General features: G+C 68.7%; 21 protein-coding genes and 1 riboswitch. Of the genes, 6 read left to right on the top strand and 15 right to left on the bottom strand.

The features are described from left to right. The first annotated feature begins 302 nt into the window (after positions 1–302). Both OU996_RS20965 and OU996_RS20960 read left to right on the top strand, forming a co-directional pair. The gene (locus OU996_RS20965) at positions 303–1,646 is read left to right on the top strand and encodes a glycoside hydrolase family 5 protein (protein WP_267583548.1); all 1,344 of its coding nucleotides are present in this window, start codon (positions 303–305) and stop codon (positions 1,644–1,646) included. Between the two features lie 25 nt (positions 1,647–1,671). Next, on the top strand, positions 1,672–3,186 hold the full coding sequence (locus tag OU996_RS20960; protein WP_267583547.1) for a malonate--CoA ligase: 1,515 nt from the start codon (positions 1,672–1,674) through the stop codon (positions 3,184–3,186). Positions 3,187–3,502: 316 nt separating this feature from the next. Here the strand turns inward: OU996_RS20960 and OU996_RS20955 are convergent, their stop codons facing one another. Then, positions 3,503–3,778, bottom strand: coding sequence for a metal-sensitive transcriptional regulator (locus OU996_RS20955; RefSeq protein ID WP_267583545.1), 276 nt, complete (start codon positions 3,776–3,778; stop codon positions 3,503–3,505). 351 nt (positions 3,779–4,129) lie between these two features. Here OU996_RS20955 and OU996_RS20950 point away from each other — a divergent pair, with 351 nt between their 5' ends. After that, complete coding sequence (locus OU996_RS20950) at positions 4,130–6,415, top strand: heavy metal translocating P-type ATPase (protein ID WP_267583543.1); 2,286 nt, start codon at positions 4,130–4,132, stop codon at positions 6,413–6,415. A gap of 159 nt (positions 6,416–6,574) precedes the next feature. On the opposite strand, the gene OU996_RS20945 is transcribed toward OU996_RS20950, so the two are convergent. The 4 genes from OU996_RS20945 to nadA all read right to left on the bottom strand — a co-directional run bounded on the left by OU996_RS20945 (position 6,575) and on the right by nadA (position 11,866). Further along, positions 6,575–7,870: a D-amino acid dehydrogenase gene (locus OU996_RS20945; RefSeq protein ID WP_267583541.1), complete on the bottom strand. Its 1,296-nt coding sequence runs from the start codon at positions 7,868–7,870 to the stop codon at positions 6,575–6,577. Between the two features lie 190 nt (positions 7,871–8,060). Further along, positions 8,061–8,162: riboswitch (glycine riboswitch) on the bottom strand. A 122-nt stretch (positions 8,163–8,284) separates the two neighbouring features. Continuing rightward, complete coding sequence (nadC, locus tag OU996_RS20940; protein ID WP_267583540.1) at positions 8,285–9,142, bottom strand: carboxylating nicotinate-nucleotide diphosphorylase; 858 nt, start codon at positions 9,140–9,142, stop codon at positions 8,285–8,287. A gap of 121 nt (positions 9,143–9,263) precedes the next feature. Next, positions 9,264–10,775 (bottom strand): L-aspartate oxidase, encoded by a 1,512-nt coding sequence (locus tag OU996_RS20935; protein ID WP_420712661.1) that lies wholly within the window; start codon positions 10,773–10,775, stop codon positions 9,264–9,266. 38 nt (positions 10,776–10,813) lie between these two features. Next, entirely contained in the window at positions 10,814–11,866 is a 1,053-nt protein-coding gene (gene nadA / locus OU996_RS20930; RefSeq protein WP_267583538.1) for a quinolinate synthase NadA, read from the bottom strand. A gap of 198 nt (positions 11,867–12,064) precedes the next feature. On the opposite strand from nadA, the gene OU996_RS20925 reads away from it, so the two are divergent. Then, a complete protein-coding gene (locus tag OU996_RS20925; protein WP_267583537.1) occupies positions 12,065–12,877 on the top strand; it encodes a Ku protein in 813 nt (270 codons plus the stop codon). Positions 12,878–12,892: 15 nt separating this feature from the next. Here OU996_RS20925 and OU996_RS20920 read toward each other — a convergent pair whose 3' ends face one another. From OU996_RS20920 to OU996_RS20875, 10 genes are all read right to left on the bottom strand, one after another. After that, positions 12,893–13,411 (bottom strand): MgtC/SapB family protein, encoded by a 519-nt coding sequence (locus OU996_RS20920; protein ID WP_267583535.1) that lies wholly within the window; start codon positions 13,409–13,411, stop codon positions 12,893–12,895. Between the two features lie 4 nt (positions 13,412–13,415). Next, positions 13,416–16,121, bottom strand: a complete 2,706-nt coding sequence (ligD, locus tag OU996_RS20915) for a DNA ligase D (RefSeq protein WP_267583534.1) — start codon at positions 16,119–16,121, stop codon at positions 13,416–13,418. A gap of 6 nt (positions 16,122–16,127) precedes the next feature. Next, complete coding sequence (locus OU996_RS20910; RefSeq protein ID WP_267583533.1) at positions 16,128–17,090, bottom strand: Ku protein; 963 nt, start codon at positions 17,088–17,090, stop codon at positions 16,128–16,130. 141 nt (positions 17,091–17,231) lie between these two features. Beyond that, complete coding sequence (locus tag OU996_RS20905; protein ID WP_267583531.1) at positions 17,232–17,678, bottom strand: type II 3-dehydroquinate dehydratase; 447 nt, start codon at positions 17,676–17,678, stop codon at positions 17,232–17,234. Further along, positions 17,675–18,112 (bottom strand): GlcG/HbpS family heme-binding protein, encoded by a 438-nt coding sequence (locus OU996_RS20900; protein ID WP_267583530.1) that lies wholly within the window; start codon positions 18,110–18,112, stop codon positions 17,675–17,677. The genes OU996_RS20905 and OU996_RS20900 overlap by 4 nt, the downstream gene beginning before the upstream one ends. Positions 18,113–18,211: 99 nt before the next feature. Further along, positions 18,212–18,889, bottom strand: a complete 678-nt coding sequence (locus OU996_RS20895; RefSeq protein WP_267583529.1) for a DUF1028 domain-containing protein — start codon at positions 18,887–18,889, stop codon at positions 18,212–18,214. Between the two features lie 13 nt (positions 18,890–18,902). Then, a complete protein-coding gene (locus tag OU996_RS20890; RefSeq protein ID WP_213756682.1) occupies positions 18,903–19,325 on the bottom strand; it encodes a RidA family protein in 423 nt (140 codons plus the stop codon). A gap of 20 nt (positions 19,326–19,345) precedes the next feature. Next, positions 19,346–20,602 carry an acetylornithine deacetylase gene (gene argE / locus OU996_RS20885; RefSeq protein ID WP_267583528.1) on the bottom strand — a complete coding sequence of 419 codons (1,257 nt, stop codon included), beginning with the start codon at positions 20,600–20,602 and terminating at the stop codon, positions 19,346–19,348. A gap of 5 nt (positions 20,603–20,607) precedes the next feature. Next, on the bottom strand, positions 20,608–21,099 hold the full coding sequence (locus OU996_RS20880; RefSeq protein ID WP_267583526.1) for a flavin reductase family protein: 492 nt from the start codon (positions 21,097–21,099) through the stop codon (positions 20,608–20,610). 35 nt (positions 21,100–21,134) lie between these two features. After that, positions 21,135–22,595, bottom strand: a complete 1,461-nt coding sequence (locus OU996_RS20875) for a 4-hydroxyphenylacetate 3-hydroxylase family protein (RefSeq protein ID WP_267583525.1) — start codon at positions 22,593–22,595, stop codon at positions 21,135–21,137. Between the two features lie 90 nt (positions 22,596–22,685). Here OU996_RS20875 and OU996_RS20870 point away from each other — a divergent pair, with 90 nt between their 5' ends. Together OU996_RS20870 and OU996_RS20865 are read left to right on the top strand one after the other, a co-directional pair. Next, a complete protein-coding gene (locus OU996_RS20870; RefSeq protein WP_267583524.1) occupies positions 22,686–23,630 on the top strand; it encodes a LysR family transcriptional regulator in 945 nt (314 codons plus the stop codon). Between the two features lie 181 nt (positions 23,631–23,811). Further along, a complete protein-coding gene (locus tag OU996_RS20865; RefSeq protein ID WP_267583523.1) occupies positions 23,812–24,378 on the top strand; it encodes a HutD family protein in 567 nt (188 codons plus the stop codon). Positions 24,379–24,462: the final 84 nt, after the last annotated feature.

Here is a 24,462-nt window from a genome sequence, read left to right as displayed (position 1 = left end):
ATCAAGTCCAGGGACGGCCATGACGTCGTTGGGGGTGGGGGCGGAAATGGCGGCGCGGCCATGACCCTCCACGCCGTCATCCCCGGACTTGATCCGGGGATCCACGACTTCGGGCCGGGCGCTACGGGGCAAGACGTGGATGACCGATCTGATCCCCGGATCACGTCCGGGGACGGCGATGACGTTGTTGGGGGGGCGGCGGCCGGTACGCCGCTCACCGCGCCATTGCCCGCGCGCGGCGGCTTGACTAGGTTGCCGGCCGTGGCGGCAGACATTGGCCGCAGGCATCGGTTTCCGCGCGCATGGTCTCGACGACTCTTCCCCGTCTCAAAACCCGTTCCCGTTCGGGCGTTCTCCTCGCGGGCCTTGCCGCGCTGATGCTGGCGGGCGTGCCGGTGCGGGCGCAGGATGGCGCGGGAGTTGGCACATCCCCGACGCCCGCTGGAGCGAGCACGCCGGCCGCAGCGCCCATAGCCTCCCCCGCGCCGGCGGCCGGCTTCATCCGCACGGAGGGCACGCGCTTCGTGCGGCCGGACGGCACCACCTTCCCGGTGCGCGGCATGAGCTTCGGCAACTGGCTGCTGCCCGAAGGCTATATGTTCAAGTTCAAAGTCCACCGCTCGCCGCGCGAGATCGAGGACGTGATTTCCTATCTCGCCGGCCCGGAGGAGGCCGCGCGCTTCTGGAAGGCGTTCCGCGAGGTCTATATCCAGGAGCCGGACCTCGCCTTCATGCAGGCGGCGGGCTTCACCACCGTGCGCATTCCCCTGCACTGGAAGTTCTTCCTCGACCCGGCCGACCCCTCAAAAATCGACCCGACCGGCGAGGGCTGGGCGCTGATCGACCGCATGCTGGGCTGGGCGAAGGCGCATGACATCAAGGTCATTCTCGACATCCACGCCGCGCCGGGCGGGCAGACCGGGGTGAACCATGATGACGGCGTCGGCTACCCGCTGACCTTCTACGTGCCGGAATTCCAGCGCCGCACCATCACGCTCTGGCGCGCCATCGCCGAGCGCTACCGCGATGACGCGACGGTGCTGGCCTATGACCTGCTCAACGAGCCGATCTCGCCCTATCACGACACGGACTTTCTGAACCCGCGCCTCGAGCCGCTCTACCAGAAGATCGCCGCGGCCATCCGCGCGGTCGATCCCAACCACCCGATCATTCTGGCGGCGGCGCAGTGGAGCACGAATTTTGGGGTGTTCGGCCCGCCCTTCGACGACAACCTCGCCTACACCTACCATAAGTTCTGGGCGAGCCCGGAGCGGCGCGAGGTGCAGGACTATGTGAACTTCGCCAATCGCTGGGGCGTGCCGATCTTCCTCGGCGAGACCGGCGAGCTGACCGACGAGTGGAACGCCAAGTACCGGGCGATGAATGAGCGCTTCGGCATCGGCTGGAGCTTCTGGACCTTCAAGAACCTCGACTCCCGCTCGACCGTCGTCTCCATCACCAAGCCGGAGGGCTGGGACGCTATCGCCGCTTTCGGCTCGGCCCCGCGCGATGAGTGGGACGCGATGCCGAAGCCCTCGCGCGATCAGGTGAAGGCAACGCTCGACGCCTATATCGAGAACGCCAAATTCGCCAACGCCACCGTCAATCGCGGCTATGTCGCCTCGCTCGGCCTGACCGCGCCGTGAGGGGCTGAAAGAGGAACGCCCTTCCGTGACCAACCCGCTTTTTGACCTGATCCGCGCCGGCCAGCCCGACCTCACCCGCCCCTTCCTGGAGACGGCGGAGGGCCGCGTCTTCACCTATGGCGATCTCGACCGGCGCTCGGCGCAATACGCCAATGCCCTGGTCGGGCTGGGGCTTCAGCCTGGCGACCGGGTGGCGCTGCAGGTGGAAAAGAGCGCCGAGGCGATCTTCGCCTATCTCGGCACGGTGCGGGCCGGCGGCGTGTTCCTGCCGCTGAACACCGCCTATACCGGGCCGGAGATCGCCTATTTTCTCGGCGATGCGCAGCCGGCCCTTTTCGTCTGCGATCCCGCGCAGGAGGCGGCGCTGGCCCCGGTGGCACAGGCGCAGGGCGTCGCGCGGCGGCTCACGCTGGGCGCGGACGGGCGCGGCACGCTGGCGGATGCCGCCGATGCGGCCGGCGAGCGCTTCGAGGACGTGCCGCGCGCGGAGGATGACCTCGCCGCGCTGCTCTACACCTCCGGCACGACGGGCCGTTCCAAGGGCGCGATGCTCACGCAGGGCAACCTCGTCTCCAATGCGCGCGCGCTGGTGGAGGCGTGGCGCTACACGGCGGATGACGTGCTGATCCACGCGCTGCCGATCTTCCACACCCACGGCCTGTTCGTCGCCACCAATGTGACGCTGGCGGCCGGCGCTTCGATGATCTTCCTGCCGAAGCTCGACCCGGACCTCATCATCCGCCTGATGGACCGGGCGAGCGTGCTGATGGGGGTGCCGACCTTCTACACCCGCCTGTTGAAGGCGCCGAACCTGACGCGCGAGGCGGCGGCGGGGATGCGGCTGTTCATTTCCGGCTCGGCGCCGCTGCTGGCCGAGACGCATCGCGACTGGCAGGCCCGTACCGGCCACGCCATTCTCGAACGCTATGGCATGACCGAGACCAATATGAACACCTCCAACCCCTATGAGGGCGAGCGGCGCGCCGGCACGGTGGGCTTTCCCCTGCCGGGGGTGAGCGTGCGCGTCGTCGACCCGCAGAACGGGCGCGAGCTGATCCATGGCGCCATCGGCATGATCGAGGTGAAGGGGCCGAACGTCTTCAAGGGCTATTGGCGGATGCCGGAGAAGACGGCCGCGGAGTTCCATGACGGCTGGTTCGTCACCGGCGATCTCGGCCTGATCGACGAACGCGGCTATGTCCACATCGTCGGGCGCGGCAAGGATCTCGTCATCACCGGCGGCTACAATGTCTATCCGAAGGAAGTCGAGAGCGAGATCGACGCGCTCGACGGCGTGATCGAGAGCGCGGTGATCGGCGTCGCCCATCCCGATTTCGGCGAGGGGGTGACGGCGGTGGTGGTCGCCCGCCCCGATGCCACCCTCAGCGAGGCCGCCGTGCTCGCCGCGCTGGAAACCCGGCTCGCCCGCTACAAGCTGCCCAAGCGGGTGTTCTTCGTCGACGACCTGCCGCGCAACACCATGGGCAAGGTGCAGAAAAACGTGCTGCGCGAGCAGTATAAGGGGCTGTATGGCGGGTAGGGCCGGCGGCCGGCTCCCACCTCATCTGCGCCGCTCGGTCCGGCTATCCACGACGCGGCTTCGCGCGTGAGGACGTCGTGGATCCCCGGGTCAAGCCCGGGGATGACGGCGTCAATGTGGGGCCGAACGCTTCAGCTTACCGACCGCTGAAAGATTGCCCCGGATGCCAGCTGCCTTCTGCTCGCCCGCGCCGTCTACCGGCCGTCATGGCCGGGCTTGACCCGGCCATCCACGACTTCCCAACTGTCGCCCCCAGCCAAAGTCGTGGATCCCCGGGTCGAGCCCGGGGATGACGGCGTGAGGGCGGTGCGCGCGCTCAGCCCTTCAGCTTGCCGAGAACCTCGATCAGCTCGGAAACCTTGGCCCTCTGCTGGTCCGCGTCGCCGGAGGTGATGGCGTGCTCGACGCAATGCGCGACGTGATCGCGCAGCACCTCTTCCTCCACCTTCTTCAACGCCGCCCGCACCGCCGCCACCTGGGTGACGATGTCGATGCAGTAGCGGTTGTCCTCGACCATGCGGGAGAGGCCGCGCACTTGTCCCTCGATGCGGTTCAGCCGTTTCAGGCAGGCGGTGCGTGTGTCGTTCTGCATGCTTGTCATATACCCATGTGGGGTATATATCGCAAGCTGTAGATACCCATATGGGGTATATGTGGCGCGTTCGGCCGCGCCCGGCCTACGGAGGATGCGATGAGCCACATCCAGAAGGATCACGCCCACCACGCGGACGGATCGTCGCGCGGCGAGGCTGGCGGGTGCTGCGGTGGCAAGGAGCCGCACGATTCGGCGAACCCGCCGCACGCCGCCCATCATCATCCCGGCACAGGCGACGACCATTCGCAGCATTCCTCATGCTGCGGCGGCGGGAAGGGGCATGATGCCGGCGCGCACGCGTCCCACGATCACGCCTCTCATGACCACGCCTCCTGCGGGCACACCCACATGGCCAAGGATCCGGTCTGCGGCATGGATGTCGACCCGCACACGGCGCAGCACCGGGCCGAGCATGGCGGGCGCACCTATTATTTCTGCTGCAATGGCTGCCGCACCAAATTCGCCGCCGATCCCGGCAAATATCTGGAAGGGCGCGCGGATGTGGAGCCGGTGCCGGAGGGCACGGAATTCACCTGCCCGATGCACCCGGAGATCGTGCAAGTCGGGCCGGGCACCTGCCCGATCTGCGGCATGGCGTTGGAGCCGATGCTGGTCAGCCTCGATGATGGGCCGAACCATGAACTGATCGACATGACCCGGCGGTTTTGGATCGGCCTTGCGCTGACCCTGCCGGTGTTCGCGCTGGAAATGGGCGCGCATCTCATCCCCGCGCTGCATCATCTCGTGCCGCCCGGCATCTCCGCCTGGGTGCAACTCGTGCTGGCGACGCCCGTGGTGCTCTGGGCCGGCGCGCCGTTCTTCGTGCGTGGCTGGCAGTCGGTGGTGACGCGCCATCTCAACATGTTCACGTTGATCGCCATCGGCACCGGCGTCGCCTATGGCTACAGCCTCATGGCCGTGTTCGCGCCCGGCCTGTTCCCGGCGACCTTCCGCGGGCCGGACGGGACGGTTGCCGTCTATTTCGAGGCGGCGGCGGTCATTACCGTGCTGGTGCTGCTTGGCCAGGTGCTGGAGTTGCGGGCGCGCGAACAGACCTCAGGGGCGCTCAAAGCCCTGCTCGACCTCGCGCCGAAAACCGCGCGACGGCTCAACGAAGATGGCAGCGAGGCGGAGGTGCCGCTCGCGGAGATTCTGGTGGGCGACCATTTGCGGGTGCGGCCGGGCGAGAAGGTGCCGGTGGACGGGCGGGTGATCGAGGGTCGCTCGGCGGTGGAGGAGGCGCTGGTTACCGGCGAATCCATGCCGGTCACCAAGGCGGAGGGCGACGCCGTGATCGGCGGCACGCTGAACCGTTCGGGCGGCCTCGTCATCGTCGCGGAGAAGGTCGGCCGCGACACCCTGCTCGCGCGCATCGTGCAGATGGTGGCGGAGGCGCAACGCTCGCGCGCGCCGATCCAGCGTCTGGCCGATCGCGTCGCCGGCTGGTTCGTGCCGCTGGTGGTCGCCTGCGCGCTGCTCGCCTTCGCGGCCTGGGCCACCTTCGGCCCGGAGCCGCGCTTCTCCCATGCGCTGCTGGCGGCGGTGGCGGTGCTGATCATTGCCTGCCCTTGCGCGCTAGGCCTCGCCACGCCGATGTCGATCATGGTCGGCATGGGGCGGGGCGCGCAGATGGGCGTCCTCATCAAGAATGCCGAGGCGCTGGAACGGCTGGAGCGGGTCGACACGCTGGTGGTCGACAAGACCGGCACGCTGACCGAGGGCGCGCCGTCGCTGACCCAGATCGTTACCGCTGAAGGTTACGCGGAGGACGAGGTGCTCGCCCTCGCCGCCGCCGTGGAGCGCCCCTCCGAGCACCCGCTGGCGCGGGCGGTGGTGGCGGCGGCGCAGGCGCGCGGGCTGGAGATCGCCAGGGTGCGCGGCTTCGACAGCCCCATCGGCAAGGGCGCCTATGGGCTGGTGGCGGGCAAGCGCGTCGTGCTCGGCAGCGCGGCCTTCCTGAAGGAATTGGGCATTGACCCGGCCCCGCTGGCCACACAAGCGGACGAGCTGCGCCGCGAGGGGGCGAGCGCTATCCTCATGGCGATCAACGGCAAGCTGGCGGCGGCCCTCGCCATCGCCGATCCGATCAAGGCGACGACGCCGCAGGCGCTCAAGGATCTCGCGGCGGAAGGCATCCGCGTGGTCATGCTCACCGGCGACAACCGCACGACGGCGCAAGCGGTCGCGCGGCGTCTTGGCATCACCGAGGTCGAGGCCGAGGTGGCACCGGACCAGAAGGCGGCGGTGGTGGCGCGGCTCAAGGCCGAGGGGCGCGTCGTCGCCATGGCCGGCGACGGGGTGAATGACGCGCCCGCGCTGGCCGGGGCGGATGTCGGCATCGCCATGGGCTCGGGAACGGATGTCGCCATCGAGAGCGCGGGCGTCACGCTGCTGCGCGGCGACCTTGGCGCCATCGTCCGCGCGCGCCGTCTGTCGCAGGCGACGATGCGCAACATCCGGCAGAACCTGTTCTTCGCCTTCGCCTATAACTCGGCGGGCGTGCCGATCGCGGCGGGCGTGCTGTACCCGATCTTCGGCCTGCTGCTCTCCCCCATGGTGGCGGCGCTCGCCATGTCGCTCTCCTCGGTCAGCGTCATCGCCAACGCGCTGCGGCTGCGGGGCGTGCGGCTGTAGAGCGGTCCGGTAGCGGGGAGAGCTTCACAAGAAAAACCCCGCCTCCGGGATGTGCGCCGGAGGCGGGGCGGGAGCCGGAAGGGAAGTACGGCTCCGATTTTCCCGGACGGGTGGAGGGCCCGGGGCGGGGTCTCGTAAGGTCGCCTTACTCGGCGGCAATCACTCGGCGGCCATGCGCAGCAGCGGCGCGGGGGCTTCCACCGGCAGCGCGTCGGCGACCTTGGCGGCGATGATCTCGGCGGTGGCGCAGGAGAGCGTCCAGCCGAGATGGCCATGGCCGGTGTTGTAGAACACGCCGGGCTTCGCACCGGCCGCGACGCGCGGCATCATGTCCGGCATCATCGGGCGCAGGCCGGCCCAGGGCACGACCTTCTCGGTCGACACGCCCGGAAACAGCTTGCGCACCCAGTCGGTGAGCGGGCGGATGCGGTCGGCGCGGATGTCGCGGTTCTCGCCGTTGAACTCGGCGGTGCCGGCGACGCGGAAACGATCCTTGCCGAGGCGCGAGGTGACGATCTTGGTCTTGTCGTCCAAGAGGCTCACCCAGGGGGCGGACCGCTGGCTGCGCTCGTCGTCGAGCTGGACCGTGATCGAATAGCCCTTGACCGGATAGATGTTCACCCGGTCGCCGAGGCCGGCGGCGATGGCGCGCGAGCCGATGCCGGCGCAGACCACGACGGCATCGAAGCCGAGCACCTCGCGGCGCGGAGCGGCGTCTTCCGCATCCGGGGCGAGGGTGAGGGTGATGTCGACGCCCGTGCCGCCCTTGCCCTTGCCGGTGTGGACGACGCTCTCGACCGACGCCTCATTGACGAAGCGCACGCCGCGGGCGCGGCAGACTTCCGCCAGGCCGAAGGTGAATTTGTGGATGTCGCCGGTGGAGTCGGACTCGGTGTAGAAGCCGCCATAGAACTGGCCGTGCAGGGTCGGCTCGATGGCGCGGATCTCGGTCGGCGTCACCTCGCGGCGGGCGAGACCGCCCTTGGCGTAGAGGCCGGAGACCATGCGGGCATGATCCTGGGCTTCCTTGTCGCGGTAGATGTGCAGGATGCCGCGCTTCTCGAGGTTGAAGTCGATGCTCTCGCGCGCGGCGATGTCGAACATGAACTGACGCGCCTGGATGGCGAGGCGCGTGGTCTCGACCGTGTTGGCGGTGTAGTTCGGGATGTTGGCGAGGAACTCGGCCATCCAGCTATATTTGTGCCAGGAGGGCTTGGGGTTCATCAGCAGCGGGGCGTCGGGCGTGAACATCCACTTGATGCCCTTGAGCACCGTGGACCACGAGTTCCAGACCTCGGCATTGGAAGCGGAGAGCTGCCCGCCATTGGCAAAGGAGGTCTCCATCGCCGCGTAACGCTGGCGATCGATGACGGTGACGTCATAACCCTTCTCAAGGAGGGCGTAAGCGGTGGTGATGCCGGTGATACCGGCGCCGACAACGGCAATCTGGCGCATGGGAGGCTCCCGCGCTTGAGGACGACATGACCGGGCGCGCGACAAAGCGCTAGTCCGGCCGGCTGTCCCCAATCTGTCGCGGTACCTGAGAGCTCGCCCCGTGATGACCTGGCTCGCGCCATGCCGCCTCGGGCTTCCCCTTCGGTGGACGTCCAGCGGCCCTATGGCGCCGACGCCTCTCTCCAGATGTCCTGACTATGCGGTCCCTGGTGCCTGAGAGTTTCCTGGGGGGTTGCTCCGTCGGCGCCGACACATGTCCGGGAGGACTGTCGGTCTCTCCCGCATAATCATTATCAGACGACTATATGCATCGCACAAAAGCATGCCTCATTCAAGGGCAGGCACGCGCCCTCGCGCCGAGTTGAGGCTGCGACCTTGGGAGGGGGAGGGGTGCGCACTTCGCGCGCGGAGATCTCACGCCTCCGCTGCGTCGAGCCCCAGATCGAGGATCGGCGCGGAGTGGGTGATCCAGCCGACAGAGATCAGGTCCACCCCGCTCGCGGCGATGGGGCCGACGGTCTCGGCGGAAACGCGGCCCGACGCCTCGGTGATCGCCCTCCCGCCGACGAGCGCGACGGCTTCAGTGAGTTGCGCGGGGGTCATATTGTCGAGCAGCACGGCATCGACGCCTTCGGCCAGCGCCTCGTGCAACTGGGCGAGCGTGTCGACCTCGACCTCGATCTTCACCATGTGCCCGGCAAAGGCCTTGGCGGCGCGGATGGCCGGGACGACGCCGCCGGCGACGGCGATGTGGTTGTCCTTGATCAGCACGGCATCATCGAGGCCGAAGCGGTGGTTGGAGCCGCCCCCCGCCTTCACCGCATGCTTTTCCAGCGCGCGCAGGCCGGGCGTGGTCTTGCGGGTGCAGACGATCTGCGCCTTGCCGTTCGCGCGGGCGATGGCCACGAGCCCCGCCGTCGCCGTGGCGATGCCGGACATGCGGCAGGCGATGTTGAGCGCCACCCGCTCGGCGGTGAGGATGGCACGGGCCGAGCCTTCCACCCGTAGCACCACGTCACCCGGTGCGACCGCGTGGCCGTCGCCGCGCTCCACCGTGACCGTGAGCGCGGGGTCGACAAGGTTGAAGGCGATGACCGCCGCGTCGATGCCGGCGAGCACCCCGTTCTGCCGCGCCGCCATCACCGCGGTGAACCGCGCTTCAGTGGGGATCACGGCCTCGCTGGTGATATCGCCGGCGCGGCCGAGATCTTCCAGGAGCGCGGCGCGCACGACGGGCTCCACTAGCAGGCGGGGAAGGGGGGAAAGGGGCATGGGAATCACTCGCAAGGGCTCGCCGTCATGGCCGGGTTTAGCCCGGCCATCCACGCCTTATTGTGGGCGTGGTTCCGAAGTCGTGGATGCCCGGGCCAAGCCCGGGCATGACAAAGAAGGTTCACGCCACCCGCCGCACCTCGGCGTGGCGGAGGTCGTCGAGCCGGGTCTCCGAATGGCGGGCCACTGCGGCCGGGCTGGCATGGTCGGCGCGGTAATGGCCGCCCCGGCTTTCCACCCGGCGCAGCGCCGCTTCCGCGACCATGAGCGCGACAAGGGAAAGATCGTCGCCGTCGCGGTCGGCCAGCGTGCCGAGGCGGGCGGCGGCTTCCTCCAGCCCGGCGGCCTCGCGGACCACGCCGACCTTCAGGTCCATCAGCGCACGGATCTCGGCGCGGGCCGGAGAGAGCGGGCGGGCCGGCGCGGGCGGGGCGATGCGGCCGACAGTCGCCGTCTCGGCGCCGATGTCGTCGGCGATCCAGCCGGCATAGGCGAGGGCTTCCAGGAGCGAGTTGCTGGCGAGCCGGTTGGCGCCGTGCAGGCCGGTGGACGCCACCTCGCCGCAGGCCCATAGGCCCGGCAGGCTGGAGCGCCCGGTCTCGTCCACGCGGATGCCGCCCATATGGTAATGCGCCGCCGGGCGCACGGGGATGGGCGCTGTCGCCGGGTCGAGTCCATGGGCGCGGCACAGCGCGACCACGCCGGGAAAGCGGTGCTCGATGTCCCGCAGCCGTGCGTCCAGCACCACCTCGCGACCGGCGGCGATCTCGGAGAAGATGGCGCGGGCGACCACGTCGCGCGGGGCGAGCTCCTGGCCGGGCACGTCCAGCATGAAGCGCTCGCTGCGCGCGTTGAACAGCTTGGCGCCTTCCCCGCGCAGCGCCTCGGTGGCGAGCGGCATCGGGTCAGCGCCGACCGCCATGGCGGTCGGGTGGAACTGCACGAACTCCATGTCGCGCAGCACCGCCCCCGCGCGGGCGGCGAGGGCGAGGCCGGAGCCGGTGGCGCCGAGCGGGTTGGTGGTCGAGCCATAGAGCCCGCCGAGCCCGCCGGTCGCCAGCACCACGGCGCGGGCCGGCAGGGCCTCGATGGCTCCGTTCCGGTCGCGCAGCGCGATGCCGGCGACGTGGCCCGTGTCGTCGCGCAGCAATTCGGCGGCGCGACGGCCCTCGATCACGGTGATGGACGGGCAGGCGCGGGCGGCGCGGGCCAGCGTTTCGAGCACCACGCGGCCGGTGCCGTCGCCTTCGGCATGGACGATGCGCCGGCGCGAATGCGCGGCTTCCAGCCCCAAAGCGAGGCTGCCATTGGCGTTGCGGTCGAAGGGCGTGCCGATCGCGACCAGCCAGTCGATAGCGGCGGGAGCGGCGCCCGCGACGCGGCGCGCGACCAGCGGCTCGGACAGCCCGGCGCCGGCGGCCAGCGTGTCGATGGCGTGGAAGTCCGGCCGGTCGTCGTCGCCAATGGCGGCGGCGATGCCGCCCTGCGCCCAGCCGGTGGCGGCCTCTGCGCCGAGGGGAGCGGCGGTGACCAGCGTGACGGCAAGCGGTGCGAGGCGCAGCGCGGTCGCCAGACCGGCGACGCCGGCCCCGACAACGACGATGGTGTCAGGCGAAAGGGTCACAAGCGGCACTCCCGAGCGGGGTTCGGCCAAGGGTTCAGCGCAAAGGTTCAGCGGATGGCGAGCATGCGCTCCACCGCCGCGCGGGCGCGGTCGGCGACGGCGGGGTCGATCTCCACCTGCGGGCCCATCGTCTCCAGCGCGCGGCGGATGGCCGGCAGGGTGATGCGGCGCATATGCGGGCAGAGATTGCAGGGGCGCACGAACTCGATATCCGGGTGGTTCACCGCCACATTGTCGGCCATCGAGCACTCGGTGATGAGCACCACGCGGGCCGGCTTCTCGTCGCGGACATAATCGGCCATGCCGGCGGTCGAGCCGGCATAATCGGCCTCCGCCACCACCTCCGGCGGGCATTCGGGATGGGCGAGCACGATGACGCCGGGATGGGCCTCGCGCAGGTCGCGAATGTCCTGCGGGGTGAAGCGTTCATGCACCTCACAATGGCCCTTCCAGGCGATCAGCTCCAGCTCGGGAACCTCCTTCTGGACGTTCTGCGCGAGATACTCGTCCGGCAGCATGAGGATGCGGCTGACGCCCCATTCCTTCGCCACGGCGCGCACCACCTTCACGGCGTTGCCGGAGGTGCAGCAATAGTCGCTCTCGGCCTTCACCTCGGCGGAGGTGTTGACATAGGTGACCACCGGCACGCCGGGATAATGCTTGCGCAGCAGGCGGATATCCTCCGCCGTGATGCTCTCGGCGAGCGAGCAGCCGGCCGCCATGTCCGGCATCAGCACGGTCTTTGACGGGTTCAGCAGCTTGGCGGTCTCGGCCATGAAGTGCACGCCGGCCATGACGATGACGTCGGCATCCACCGTCACCGCCTCGCGGGCGAGCGCCAGGCTGTCGCCGACAATGTCCGCCACCGTGTTGAAGATCTCCGGCGCCTGGTAGTTGTGGCCGAGGATCACAGCGTTTTTCTCGCGCTTCAGGCGCTCGATGGCCGCGACCTCATGGGCGATGAGCGGCCATTCGGCGGGCGTTATGTGCTTGGCCACGCGGGCATAAAGATGCGGCAGCGGCAGGCCGGAGGCCGCCTCGCCGGTGAAGGCGGCGGCGCTGAAATCGGTGTCGGCGCGGGTGGCGGTTACGTCCAGCATCGCGTCCTCCCTTATGCTCGGTATGAGTATAACTCGGGCCAAAGAAGACCGGGCTCACGCCCGGCACATAGGCTTATGCTAGGACTGAGCATAAGTCGCTGTCAACTGCCTGTCACAAAGCCTGTCCGCTGGCCGGGGAACCGGCGCCGGCACCGCCACGTTGAGGCGGGGCGACCTCCCGTCGAAAGGGCCGGCCTCATGGCGCAGCACAGTTTCTGGAAGGGCTATCTGAAACTGTCCCTCGTCACCTGCCCGGTGACGATGATGACGGCCACGTCCGGGTCCGAAAAGGTGCGTTTTCATACGCTTAACCGCGCTACCGGCAATCGGGTCGAGGGCATCTATGTCGATGACGAGACCGGCCGCACGGTGGAGGAGGACGATCAGGCGCGCGGCTATGAGCGCGGGCCGGGCGAGTTCGTCCTGTTGGAGGACGAGGATCTCGCGGCGGTGGCGCTGGAGAGCACGCGCACCATCGACATCGAGATGTTCGTGCCGGCCGACAGCGTGCAATGGCTCTGGTACGACACGCCGCATTTCCTGACGCCCAACGATCCCGTCGGCGAGGAGGCCTTTGCCGTTATCCGCGAGGCGATGGCGGCGACCGGCACGGTCGGCATCGCCCGCCTTGTGCTCTACCGGCGCGAGCGGCCGGTGATGCTGGAGCCGCGCGGGCGTGGCATCGTGCTGTGGACCCTGCGTTATGCCGACGAGGTGCGCCCGGCCGAAGGCTATTTCGAGGATATCGACGCCAAACCCGAGGCGCCGCTGGTCGATCTCGTCGCCAAGCTGATCGACAAACGCACGCGGAAATGGGAGCCGAGCCTCGTCCATGACCCGCTGCAGGACAGTCTCAAGGCGCTGATCGCCTCCAAGAAAAAGAACCGCCGCCGCTCCGCGCCCCGCAAGGGCAAGGAGGAACCGGACGCGCCGACGAATGTCGTCAATATCATGGACGCGTTGAAGAAAAGCCTCGCCAGCGAGAAGGGTGCTGCCCGGCCGCGCAAATAGCGAAGAAGCATTATATTACCCATCGGAGGTTTCCCGGCTCGGTGGCTCCGTATTGTGCGGTTGGTCGGCGCGCGATTCCAGAACCCGCTCCAGCGGCAGGACGAGGGCGAGCAGCACCAGCGTCACCACCAGCGCAAGGACGATGAGGTGCCAAGACGCCAGCGCGCAGGCGACGCCGAGGGCGGCGGTCACCCAGACCGTGGCGGCGGTGGTCAGGCCATGGATTTCCAGATCGCGGTGATTGCGCAGCACGACGCCGGCGCCGAGAAAGCCGATGCCGGTCATCACGCCCTGAATGATGCCCTGCACGACGCGGCTCATGGCGTCGGGATCCTCGGCCATGCCCTCCACGCGCACGGCGGTGAGCGAGATCAGCGCCGCGCCCATGCAGACGAGGCCGAGCGTGCGCATGCCCGTCGGCTTGCCGCGCAGATCGCGGTTGATGCCGATCAGCATGCCGCAGGCGACCGCCATGAGCAGCCGCAGCAGCGCTTCCAGATCTTCGGGCGGTAGGAAGAAACTGATATCAGTCATGGGTTTAGCGCCGTCCCCGCCGGCGCTTGGCCAACTCGGGCAGTGGCGTGGCGCTGGCGCGGAAATCCTCCCACGGGTCGCGGTCGAGATGGGCGAGCCGGGCGGGGGCGTTCTCCAGCGTGTACTGCGCGGCGCCCGAGAGGCTGTCGATCTCCTCCCACGCCACCGGCATGGCGACGCCCGCTCCCGCGCGGGCGCGGGTGCCATAGGGGGCGATGGCGGTGGCGCCGCGGCCGTTGCGGAGATAGTCGATGAAGATGCGCCCCTCGCGCTTCGCCTTGGTGGCGACGGCGATGTAGCGGTCGGGATCATCGCCCGCCATGGCCTCGGCGATGGCCTTGGCGAAACCCTTCACGGCGTCCCATCCGGCCTTGGGCTCCAGCGGCACGACGACGTGTAACCCCTTGCCACCAGAGGTTTTTACGAAAGCCGGCAGCCCCGCCTGCTCCAGCCGCCACCGCACCTCTTTCGCCCCCGCGACGACATCCGCCCAGCCAAGCTCCGGGCTGGGGTCTAGGTCGAAGATCATGGTATCCGGGGTTTCCAGGCCTCCGAGGGGGGCGCCCCAGGGGTGGATTTCCAGCGCGCCGGCCTGCACCAGCGCGAGGAGGCCGTCGCGGTCCTCGATGAACAGCATCTCCTCGCCATCGGTGTCCCGGGCCACCTTGATCGCCGTGTTCATGCCGCGCCAGCTGTGCTTCTGGAAGAAGCAAGCCTTTGAAATTCCATCAGGACAGCGCAGCAAGGCGAGCGGACGGGCGACGATGTGCGGGGCGATGAAGCGCCAGATTTCCGCGTAATATGCCGCCAGCCCCTCTTTGGTGATGCCGTCCTCGGGCCAGTAGATTCGGTCGGGATGGGTGAGCTTGATTGCACTTTTGCCGATGGCCGATGAGTGCAGTGAGGTGGACGATGAGGCCGATGTGTCCGACCCCGTGGCCGATGTGTCCGGCGCCGGCGCCTCGCGGACGATCTCGCTGGCCGGCTTGTCCTCCCGCAGCCCGCGATAGGCGGCGTGGCGCAGATTCTGGTCACCGGTCCAGCCGCGGAACTCCACTTCGGCCACACGCTCGGGCTTCACGAAGGTGACGCCGCGCCGCGCTTCCGCCGTCAGCTTGTCGGCGAAGGGGCTGCGGGTGCGGGTGAGGGTGGAGAGGTCGCGGTAGAGCTCGGCGGCCACGCGATGGGAGAAGCCGGTGCCGACCCGCCCGACAGGACGCAGCTTGCCGTCCTCATGCACGCCCAGCACCAGCGAGCCGATGGCGTTGGCCATGGCGGTGGAGGGCACGAAGCCGGCAATGACGAATTCCTGCCGCTCGGCGCATTTCGACTTCACCCAGTCCTTGCCGCGCCCGGAGCGGTAGCGCCCATCCGCGCGCTTCGACACCAGACCTTCGAGGCTCAGGCGGCAGGCATGGCGCAGCAGGGTCGCGCCGTCGACCTCGAAGGGCTCGCTGAGGCGCAGCGGGGCCGGCGCGTCCTTGAACAGCCCGGCCAGTGCCGCTTTGCGGGCGAGCAGCTTGGCGCCCGTGAGGTCGCGCCCGTCGAGATGCAGCAGGTCGAAGGCGTAGAACACAAAGCGGTCGCTGCGCCCTTCCGACAGGTCTTCCTGAAGCGCGGCGAAATGCGAGGCGCCCGACGGCGTCTCCACCACGAGTTCACCGTCGATCAGCGCGGTCTGAGCCGGCAAGGCGAGGAGCGCGTCGGCGAGGGCCGTGCCGAAGCGTTCCGTCCAGTCGAGGCCCGAACGGGTGAGCAGGCGCAACCGGCCCTTGCCACTGGCGTTGTGGTCGATGCGGACCTGAAGCCGGTAGCCGTCGAACTTGATCTCGTGGATCCAGCCCGCCCCCGCCGGGGCCTTGGCCACCAGCGTCGCCAGCTGCGGCGCGAGGAAATCGGGCAGCTTGGCGGCGGCCGCCTGCTTGCCGCGCGCCTGCTTGCCGCGCGCCTTGGCGCGCGCGGGGGTGGGGGAAGGTTGGGCGGGGGCGGGAGGTGTCGCGGATTTCGCGGCCGTCGATGGGCGCGTGGCTTCGGCCATGGTTTCGGCCTCGCTGGCCTTGGCTTCGGTGCCCTTGGCCGTCTTGGTGGTCGTGGCCGCCTTTGCCGTCTTGGTCGCTGTCTTCGTCCTGCTTTTATGCGCCGGCGCGTCCTCGGCGATCTCGTCCAGCGTGCGGCCGGTCTTCACCGAATCCGGGGCTTCTTCCAGAATGTCGGGCGCGTCCTTGGTCCGCGCGGCGGCGTCGTCGGCTTTGAAGAGCAGCCAGCTTTCCTGCGTCTCGCCGCGCCGCTTGGGCATGCGCACGAGATGCCAGTGGCCGGAGAGCTTTTCGCCGCGCAGCTCGAAGTCGAGATGGCCCTTCTTGTAGCCCTTGCGCGGGTCGCCCTTGGGAATCCAGCTTCCGCTATCCCACAGCATCACCGTGCCGCCGCCATACTGGCCCTTGGGGATGGTGCCCTCGAAGCTGCCATAGGCGAGCGGATGGTCCTCCACATGCACGGCAAGGCGCTTCTCGCCGGGCACGAGGCTGGGGCCGCGCGTCACCGCCCAGCTCTTCAGCACGCCGTCCATTTCCAGCCGCAAATCGTAATGCAGACGGCGGGCGGCGTGCTTCTGGATGAGATAGGCGTGGCCCTTGCCAACTGCGGTCTCACCCTTCGGCTCGGCGGTGACGGTGAAGTCGCGTTTGGCGCGGTAGGTGTCGAGGGCCATGGCGCGTCAGCCCGCCTTGCGCGTGGTGGCCGAGGCGCGGCGCCGGGCGGCGGTGCCGGTCTTGGCGCTGCCGGTCTTGGCGGTGCCGGTCTTGGGCGTGCTTTTCTCGGCGCCCTTGGTCCCGGCCTTTGCCGTCTTCCGGGTGGACTTCCGGGCGGGGGCCTTCGCAGCCGCGTCGCCGCCGCCCTTGTCCTTGCCCATGAGCGCGCTCTGGCGCAGCGCCTCCATCAGATCGACCACCTTGCCCTTCTTCGGGGCCTTCGGCGCCTTGATTGGGCGGCCCTCGATCTTGGCGCGCACCAGCTCGGCCAGCGCCGCTTCATAAGCGTCGTGGAACGTCTCGGGCTGGAAGGTGCCGGCCTTGGTCGAGATGATGTGCCGGGCGAGATCGAGCATCTCGCCCTCGATCTTCACCTCCTTGATGTCCGCGAACGCGTCCTGCGCCGAGCGCACCTCGTAATCATGGTTCAGCGTGGTGGCGATGATGCCGTCATCATAGGCGCGGATCAGCACGGTGCGCGGGCGTCGGAACAGCACGGCGCTGGCGAGCGCCACCACCTTGCGGCGGCGCAGCCCCTCGCGGATGACGGCGAAGGTCGCTTCCGAGGCATCGTCGGTCGGGCGGACATAATAGGGCTTGTCGAAATAGAGGTCGTCCACCTGCGCGCAGGGCAGGAAGGTCTCGATGGCGAGCGTCTTGTCGCCCTGCGGGGTCGCCTCCGCCACTTCCTCCGGCTCCAGCACGATGTACTCGCCGGACGCCACCTCATAGCCCTTCACCTGATCCTCGCGCTCCACCGTCTCCTCGGTTTCAGGATCGATGAAGCGGCGGCGCAGGCGATGGCCGGTCTTGCGGTTGACCATGTTGAGGCTGACGCGCTCATTGGCCGACACCGCCGTGTAGAGGCCGATGCCGCACACCAGCTCATCGAGCTTGAGGAAGCCCTTCCACGTCGCGCGCGGGCTCATGGCAGCACCCTGTGGCGCGCGCCGGGGCGGCGGTTCGGGCGGGCGAGGGGCATGGGACGGCCTCCACGGGGTGACGCTACCTCATTAAGGCGTCATGACCGGGACTCGTTCCATGCGGCGGTTCTCCCCGCGCCGCTCCGGTCACCCGGCGCGGATGCGCCGGATCAGCGCCTCGACGGCGGCGGGGTAGCCCTCCGGCCCAAGGCCGATGATGCAGCCGGTCACCGCCGCCGCGAGCGGGGCGTGGTGGCGGAAGCTCTCGCGGGTGAAGACATTGCTGACATGCACCTGGATGGCCGGCTTGTTCACCGCCGACAGCGCGTCGAGAATGGCGATGGAGGTGTAGGACAGGCTCCCGGCATTGATGACGATGCCGTCCGCCTGCGTCCGGGCTTCCTGAATCCAGTCCACCAGCACGCCCTCATGGTTGGACTGGCGGAAATCCACCGTGCCGCCGAGGCTTTCGGCGCGGGCGCGGCAGGCGTCCCCGATATCGTCGAGGGTCAGCGTGCCATAGGGGCCGGCCGGATCGAGGCCATAGAGGTTCGTGTTGGCGCCACTGAGGACGAGGATGCGGGGTGCGCTCACGGCACCTGATCCAGCGCGCCGATCGCGGCCAGCGCCGCGCGGGCGACCTCGACATCCTCCGCGCCCTTGCCGGAACCCACGCCGATGCCGCCGACGCAGACGCCGTCAATGATGATGGGCAGGCCGCCTTCCAGATTGGTCAGGCGCTGGCCGCCGGCGAGCGAGAGCTTGATCTCGTCCGCCGGGTTCAGCCGCGAGGTCGGCTGGCGGTGCGAGGCGGCGGTGATGGCCTTCGACAGCGAGGTCTCGCGCGACAGCAGCTTGGCCCCGTCCATGCGCACGAAGGCGAGGAGATTGCCACCCTCATCGACGATGTTGATGTTCTGCGGCACGCCCATTTCGGTCGCTCGGGCGACGGCGGCGGCGAGCATGGTGAGTGCGCCCTCATGGGTGAGCTTCAGGGCCGGGCGGGTGTGGGGAGAACTGCCGGACATGCGGGCCTCGCTTTTCTGGTGGTCGTCATCCCGGACGGGCCATCGGCCCGATCCGGGATCGTGGGACAGGAGCGGCACGCGATCCCGGCAATACGTCCCTTACTCGTCCCCCGGCACGCCATAGGCGGGGGCGGTGGAGGGGTCGAGGGCGCGGGTGACATAGGCGTCCATCTGCGGCACCCAGAGCGCCCAGAGGGCGGCGAACTCCGCCATGACGTCGCCGTCCGACCAGTCGATGCGCAGATCGGCCACCGGCCAGCCGACGGTGTCGACCAGCAGCATGCCGACCGAATGGACCGGGCCTTCCTCGCCGCCCGCCGCCACCGCCGCCTGCATGGCGGCGACCAGCCGGTCGCCGAGGCCGGCCTCGGGGCGCGCCTCGAAGGCGGCGATCATCGCTGTGGGCACCTCCGGGGAGGCCAGCAGATTGCCGGCGGCGGCGGCATCCGCGCCATAGGCGATGGCGTGGGTGCCGAGCGTTTTCGCCCCCGAATGGCCGGCGGCGGGACCGTCGCGCCCGAGGATGACCACCTGCCGGTACTCGAAGAAATCGGAGGTCGCGCGCAGCCTTTCCAGCACCTCGGCCGCCGGCAGGCCCTCAGCCAGCAGATCGAGCCCGCGCGGGCCGAGCATCGGGTCGGTGATGTTCTGCGTCGCCACCACGCCGACGCCGGCGCGGGCATGGGCGCAGCGCGCCGCCACCGCCGGCGAGGAGGAGGAGACGGCGATGCCGAACATGCCGGTGCGGGGGCAGCGGGCGGAGATGGAGAAGGTCACGCGCGCTCTCCGGTCAGGCGGCGTCGGGGATGACGGCGGTCACCTCGATCTCGACCAGCCATTCCGGCCGGGCGAGCGCGGGCACGACGAGGCCGGTGGAGCAGGGGAACACGCCGCCGAGCCACTTGCCCATCTCCAGATACACCGCCTCGCGGTAGCGGATGTCGGTGAGGTAGACGACGATGCGGCAGATATGGCCGAGCTCGCTGCCGGCTTCTTCCAGCAGCATCTTGATGTTGGCCATCGCCTTCTCGGCCTGCTTGCCGGCATCGCCGATGTGGACGCTCTCGCGGGTGTCGAGATCCTGCGCCACCTGGCCGCGCAGGAACACCATGGTGCCGCGCGCCACGACGCCCTGGCTGAGGTCGTTGTTCAGCTTCTGCTCGGGATAGGTCTGTTTGGTGTTGAACGGGCGGATGCGGGTATGGGTCGGCATGTCGGTCACTCTTTTCCGGTTCAGGCGAAAATGGATGCAAAAGGGCGGCCGAGATGGCCGGCGAGGCGGGTCATCATGGTGCCGGCGGCGCCAAGCTCGTCCCGGCCGATCCACTCATCCGCCTTGTGGGCGCGGCCGATGTCGCCGGGACCGCAGACGAGGGTGGGGATGCCGGCGCGCGCATAGAGCCCCGCTTCAGTGCCGAAGGCGAGGGTGACGGGCGCGGCGTTGTCCCCGGCGAGCGCGGCGACAAGGCGGGTGGCGGGGCTGCCCTCGGGGGTGTCGAGGCCGGGATAGTCGCTGAGCGTCGTGACCGCGATCCCCGCCTCCGGCGCCTGCGCCACCAGCCGGGCGCGGGCCTCGTCGATGATGAGGGCGATGCGGGCATTGAGCGCGTCGAGATCGGTGCCGAGCAAAGTGCGCGCCTCGAATTCCATCACCGCCCGGTCCGGCACGAGGTTGAGCGCGCTGCCGCCATGCAGCGAGCCGACATGCACGCTGGTCCAGGGCGGGTCGAAGGCGTCGTTGGTCTCGGTGCGCAGCGAGCGGCCGAGCACGCCGAGGCCGACGGTGATCTCGGCCGCCGCCTCCACCGCATTGGCCGCGCGGTTGACCAGCGCCGAATGCCCGCCGCGCCCGGTGAGGGTCAGCCGTCGCGCGAACTTGCCCTTATGGGCGCGGGCGACCTTGAGCGCGGTCGGCTCGCCGACGATGCAGAGCGCCGGCGGCACCGGGAGGGCGGCGACCTCGCCCACCAGATCGGGCGCGCCGAGGCAGCCCAGCTCCTCGTCATAGGAGAAGCAGAGGTGAATAGGCGTGTGCGTCGCCGCCTGCCGGAACAGCGGCACATAAGCGAGCACGACGGCAAGGAAACCCTTCATGTCGCTGCTGCCGCGCCCATAGAGCCGGCCGTCGCGCTCGGTCAGCGTCCACGGATCGCTCATCCAGTCCTGCCCGGCGACCGGCACGACATCGGTATGGGCGGAGAGCGCGATGCCCGGCTGGTCCGCCGGGCCGATGGTGGCGAGCAGCGAGGCTTTCGTGCCGTCCGCATTGGGGATGCGGCGGGCGCTTATGCCCTCGCGCGCCAGATAGGCCTCGATATAGGCGACGATGGGCAAATTGGAGCGCGCGCTCTCGCTGGGAAAGGCGACGAGATCGGCGAGGAGGCGCACCGTGCGGTCAAGCATGGAGGCATCAAGCGTCGCCGCGTCACGCGTCGCCGCATCCGCGGGCGAGCCAGCGGCGGGGGCGGCGGCGACGGCCTGAATGCTCATGCGTCTCAAGCGACCTGAAGGTGGTGATAGGCGCGGTTGGAATAGACCAGCGGGCGGGCCTCGGCGGTTTCCAGCGCCATCACCTCGCCGGCGATGATGTGGTGCGTGCCGAAGTTGAACACGCTGGCGATCTTGCAGTCGAAGCGGCAGAGCGCGCCCTTGAGCAGGGGCGCGCCGGTGGTGAGCGCGTCCCAGTCGGCGATGGCGAAGCGGTCCTCGCGATGCTCCGGGATCAGCCCGGCGAAGCAGTCGGCGATGCGGTGCTGGTCATGGGCGAGGATGTTGGCGGCGAACACGCCGTTTTCCAGCAGCGCCGCCAGCACGCGGGCCTCCTTGTGCAGGCAGAACAGCACCGAGGGCGGGTCCATGGAGAGCGAGCACAAGCTGGAGACGGTGACGCCGCCACGCCCGGCGGCGCCGTCGGTCGTCACCACGGTGACGCCGGAGGCGGTGCGCCCCATGGCGCTGCGGAACTGGGCGGCGTCGATCGTGCTCATGGTGCTTATCCCTAACGGATGCGTCCCTTGCAGGCTCACGCCTTGATCGGCTCGCCCATCACCTTGTCCGACAGGCCGGCGGCCTTGCGGACGAAGTCGAGCGGGCCGTCGAAATCGAAGGAATTGTAGACCGCGTTCAGATGGTTGAAGTGCGGCGCCTGGGCGAACTGCACGAAGGTCAGGCGGTGGCCGGCATAGTCGGAGTTGAGCAGGTCGCGGGCGAAGGCGAGCAGCTTGCGCCGGTCCTCCGATTCCCACTGCTTGTTCAGCGAGTAGAACTTCTTCAGCCAGTGGCCCGAGCCCTCGGCCTCGAAGGCGGCCGAGTTCGGGGTGACACAGATCTGGCCGCCGCACAGCTCGCGGGCGATGTGCATCATCGCCGGAAGGTTGGAGCAGGCATGCACGCGCCCGGCATAGAGCATGGACTGGTTGGGCATGAGCAGCCCGCCGGGGCTTTTTTCCGCCAGCGTGATCGAGGCGGTGAGGTGGGCGTTGATGCCCTCGCGGTAGCAGACGAGATCGGCCAGCTTCTCGCGCACCGACTGGAGCTTGTCGAGGCCGGTCTGGCGGGCGTTCCACATCGCCGCGCCGATCATCATGTCGGCGACATAGAGCAGGCGGTGGACATAGGGGAAGGCCGAGTAGCGGTGCAGCGTCGCGCGGATGTACTGCGCCGCCTTGGTGTGCCGGTAGAAGAACACGTTCTCCCAGGGGATCAGCACGTTGTCGAAGATGACGAGGGATTCGACCTCGTCGAACTTGTTGGCGAGCGGGTAGTCCTTCGGGTTGGTGCGGCCAGCGAAGGAGGAGCGGCAGATCTGCTTCACGCCCGGCGCGCCCATGTCGATGATGCCGCCCACGGCATAATCGGACAACTTGTCGTTGGTCCACGCGCCGACGGTCGGCTTCAGGAAAGCTTGGTCTGCGTAAGCTGCCGCCGTCTCGTACTTCGCGCCCCGGATCACGATGCCCGCATCGGTCTCCTTCACGACATGCACCATCATGTCGGGATCCTGTTCCTGGGGCGGGAGGGAACGGTCGCCCTTCGGATCGGTGTTGGCCGAAATATGGAAGATGTCGTTGTCGAAAATGTTCTGAACGTGCCTGTCGACATTCTCGGCAAAGCGCGGGTCGAACTCCGCCAGAACGTCGCGGCCGTCGATGAGGGACCACACCTCGCCGATGGTCTCGTCGCCGACGCGGGTGACGACGCCACCGATGTCCTGCATCACCGTGTCCACGGCGGTGAGCTTGTCGGTCCAGTCCTTGGTCTCGCGGGGCGGCTTGTAGAAGATCGTGTTGCGCTTGTTGTCCTCAACATAGGTGAGGCGATCCTGATACCGGGCCTCGTGCGCCATGTCGTACATGCGGGCACGGACGTCGACGATCGGCTTGAAGGACGGGTGCTGGGTGACGTCGGTCACCCGCTCGCCATCCATCCAGATCTCGCGACCGTCCTGGAGCCCCTGCCGGTATTCGTCGCCTGTACGGATCATTTCGTGCATCCTTTTCCTGTGAGGAAATATTGTGCGACATGGATGGATCAGTAAAATATTTTCAACCGTTGTTTGGCATAGAAAAAACCGATGAATGTCTCGCTGCGCGCGCTGCGCTACGTCGTGACCACCGCCGACTTCGGTAACCTCACCGAGGCCGCGAAGCATCTGAACGTCTCCCAGCCCTCCATCTCGGCGGCTATCGCCCAGTTCGAGGCCGATTGCGGCGTTCAGCTCTTCGTCCGGCACCATGCAAAAGGCGTGACGACCACCATCGCCGGCACACGCATCATCAACGAGGCGCGGCTGCTGCTGAACCATGCCCGTGACTTCGGCCATAACGCCCGCGCCATGGCGGACGAGGTGCGCGGCGAGATCACGGTGGGCTGCTTCTGGACCATCGCCACCCATTTCATGCCGAGCCTGCTCTCGCGCTTCGCCGAGACCCATCCGGGTATCAGCATCAGCCTCGACGAGGGCGACCAGCAGCAGATTCTCGACGCGATCATCTCGGGGCGGACCGAGCTGGCGATCTCCTATGAATTCGCCCGGCCCGACGAGGTGATGGCCGAGCCGCTCACCGAACTGCCGCCCTATGCGGTGCTGCACCCCGACCACCCGCTGGCTGCGCGCGAGCGCATCAGCCTGCTGGAGCTGCGGGACGACCCGTTCATCCTGCTCGACCTGCCGCATTCGCGCGACTACTTCATGAGCCTGTTCAACACGCTCGGTATCGACCCCAAGATCGCCTTCCGCTCGCGGGCCTATGACCTGACCCGTGGTCTCGTCGGGCATGGGCGCGGCTATACGATCCAGAACGTGCTGCCGCGCACGCAGGTGACCCATGATGGCGGGCGCGTCGTCGCGGTGCCGCTGACCGATGCGCTGGAGCCGGTGCGCCTCGTCGCGCTGAAGCTGCGCCGGCAGGCGCCGCGCCCGGCGGTGGAAGTGTTCGCCCGCCACCTCAAGGCCAGCTTCTCGGCCGGTGGCATGTTCGAGCCGGGCACGCTCACCCCGCGCAGCACGGTGCGCTGAGGGGTTCTTGATAGGCAGTGCCGATGCAGATCATCGGCAATCTGTCTGCCGCCTATGCACTTTGCCGGCTCCGGGCCGTTGCCGGTCGCGCCGTTGCCTCGCTAGTCTCCGCCGTCCTCGATTCCCGGACATGAGGGGCGGCCGGCAAAGGCAGGCGATGAGTGCATTGAGAGTTCTCACGGTGTCCGACTACACGGTGACACCCTGGAAGAATGGCGGCGGGATCACCCAGGACGTGCTGCTGCTGCCGGAAGGCGCGAGCCAGGATGATTTCGACATCCGCGTGAGCCTCGCGCCCATCGTCACTGAAGGCCCGTTCTCCTCCTTCCCCGGCATTGACCGCCACATCACCCTGCTCACGACCGAGCGGCTGGAGCTGGTGTTTCCCGCGCAGACCCGCAGCCTTGCGCGCCTGCAGCCGCTGCATTTCGACAGCGTGCAGCAGCCGGTCTCGCGCCTGCCGGACGGGGCGGTGCGCGTGCTCAATGTCATGACGCGGCGCGGGCGCTGGAACGCGCAGGTCATGCCCGCCACGGGCGACAACGCGCCCCTGCTCGCCGCGCCCGAAGGCGGGCTGGTCGTGCTGCACGCGGTGAGCGGCATTTGGCAGGTCGGCGACCGGCTCGGCGCGGCGCTTGTTCACCCCGGAGAAACACTGGTCGGGCGCGATGACGCGACGCTGCGCGCGAGCTGCGACCCCTCGGGCGAGGCGATCATCGCCTTTCTCTCCCCCGCGGGCGCCCGTTGACCGGTGACGTCTGCGCAACTGACATCTCCCTTGCCGCCGCCCGCGCGGGGCGACAGGATCGCACTCCCGCCCGTTTCTCCCGTC

This window comes from Ancylobacter sp. SL191, from assembly GCF_026625645.1.
GTDB lineage: Bacteria > Pseudomonadota > Alphaproteobacteria > Rhizobiales > Xanthobacteraceae > Ancylobacter.
Note: the sequence above shows the minus strand (reverse complement) of the source record. Positions and strands in the feature narration are given on the sequence as shown.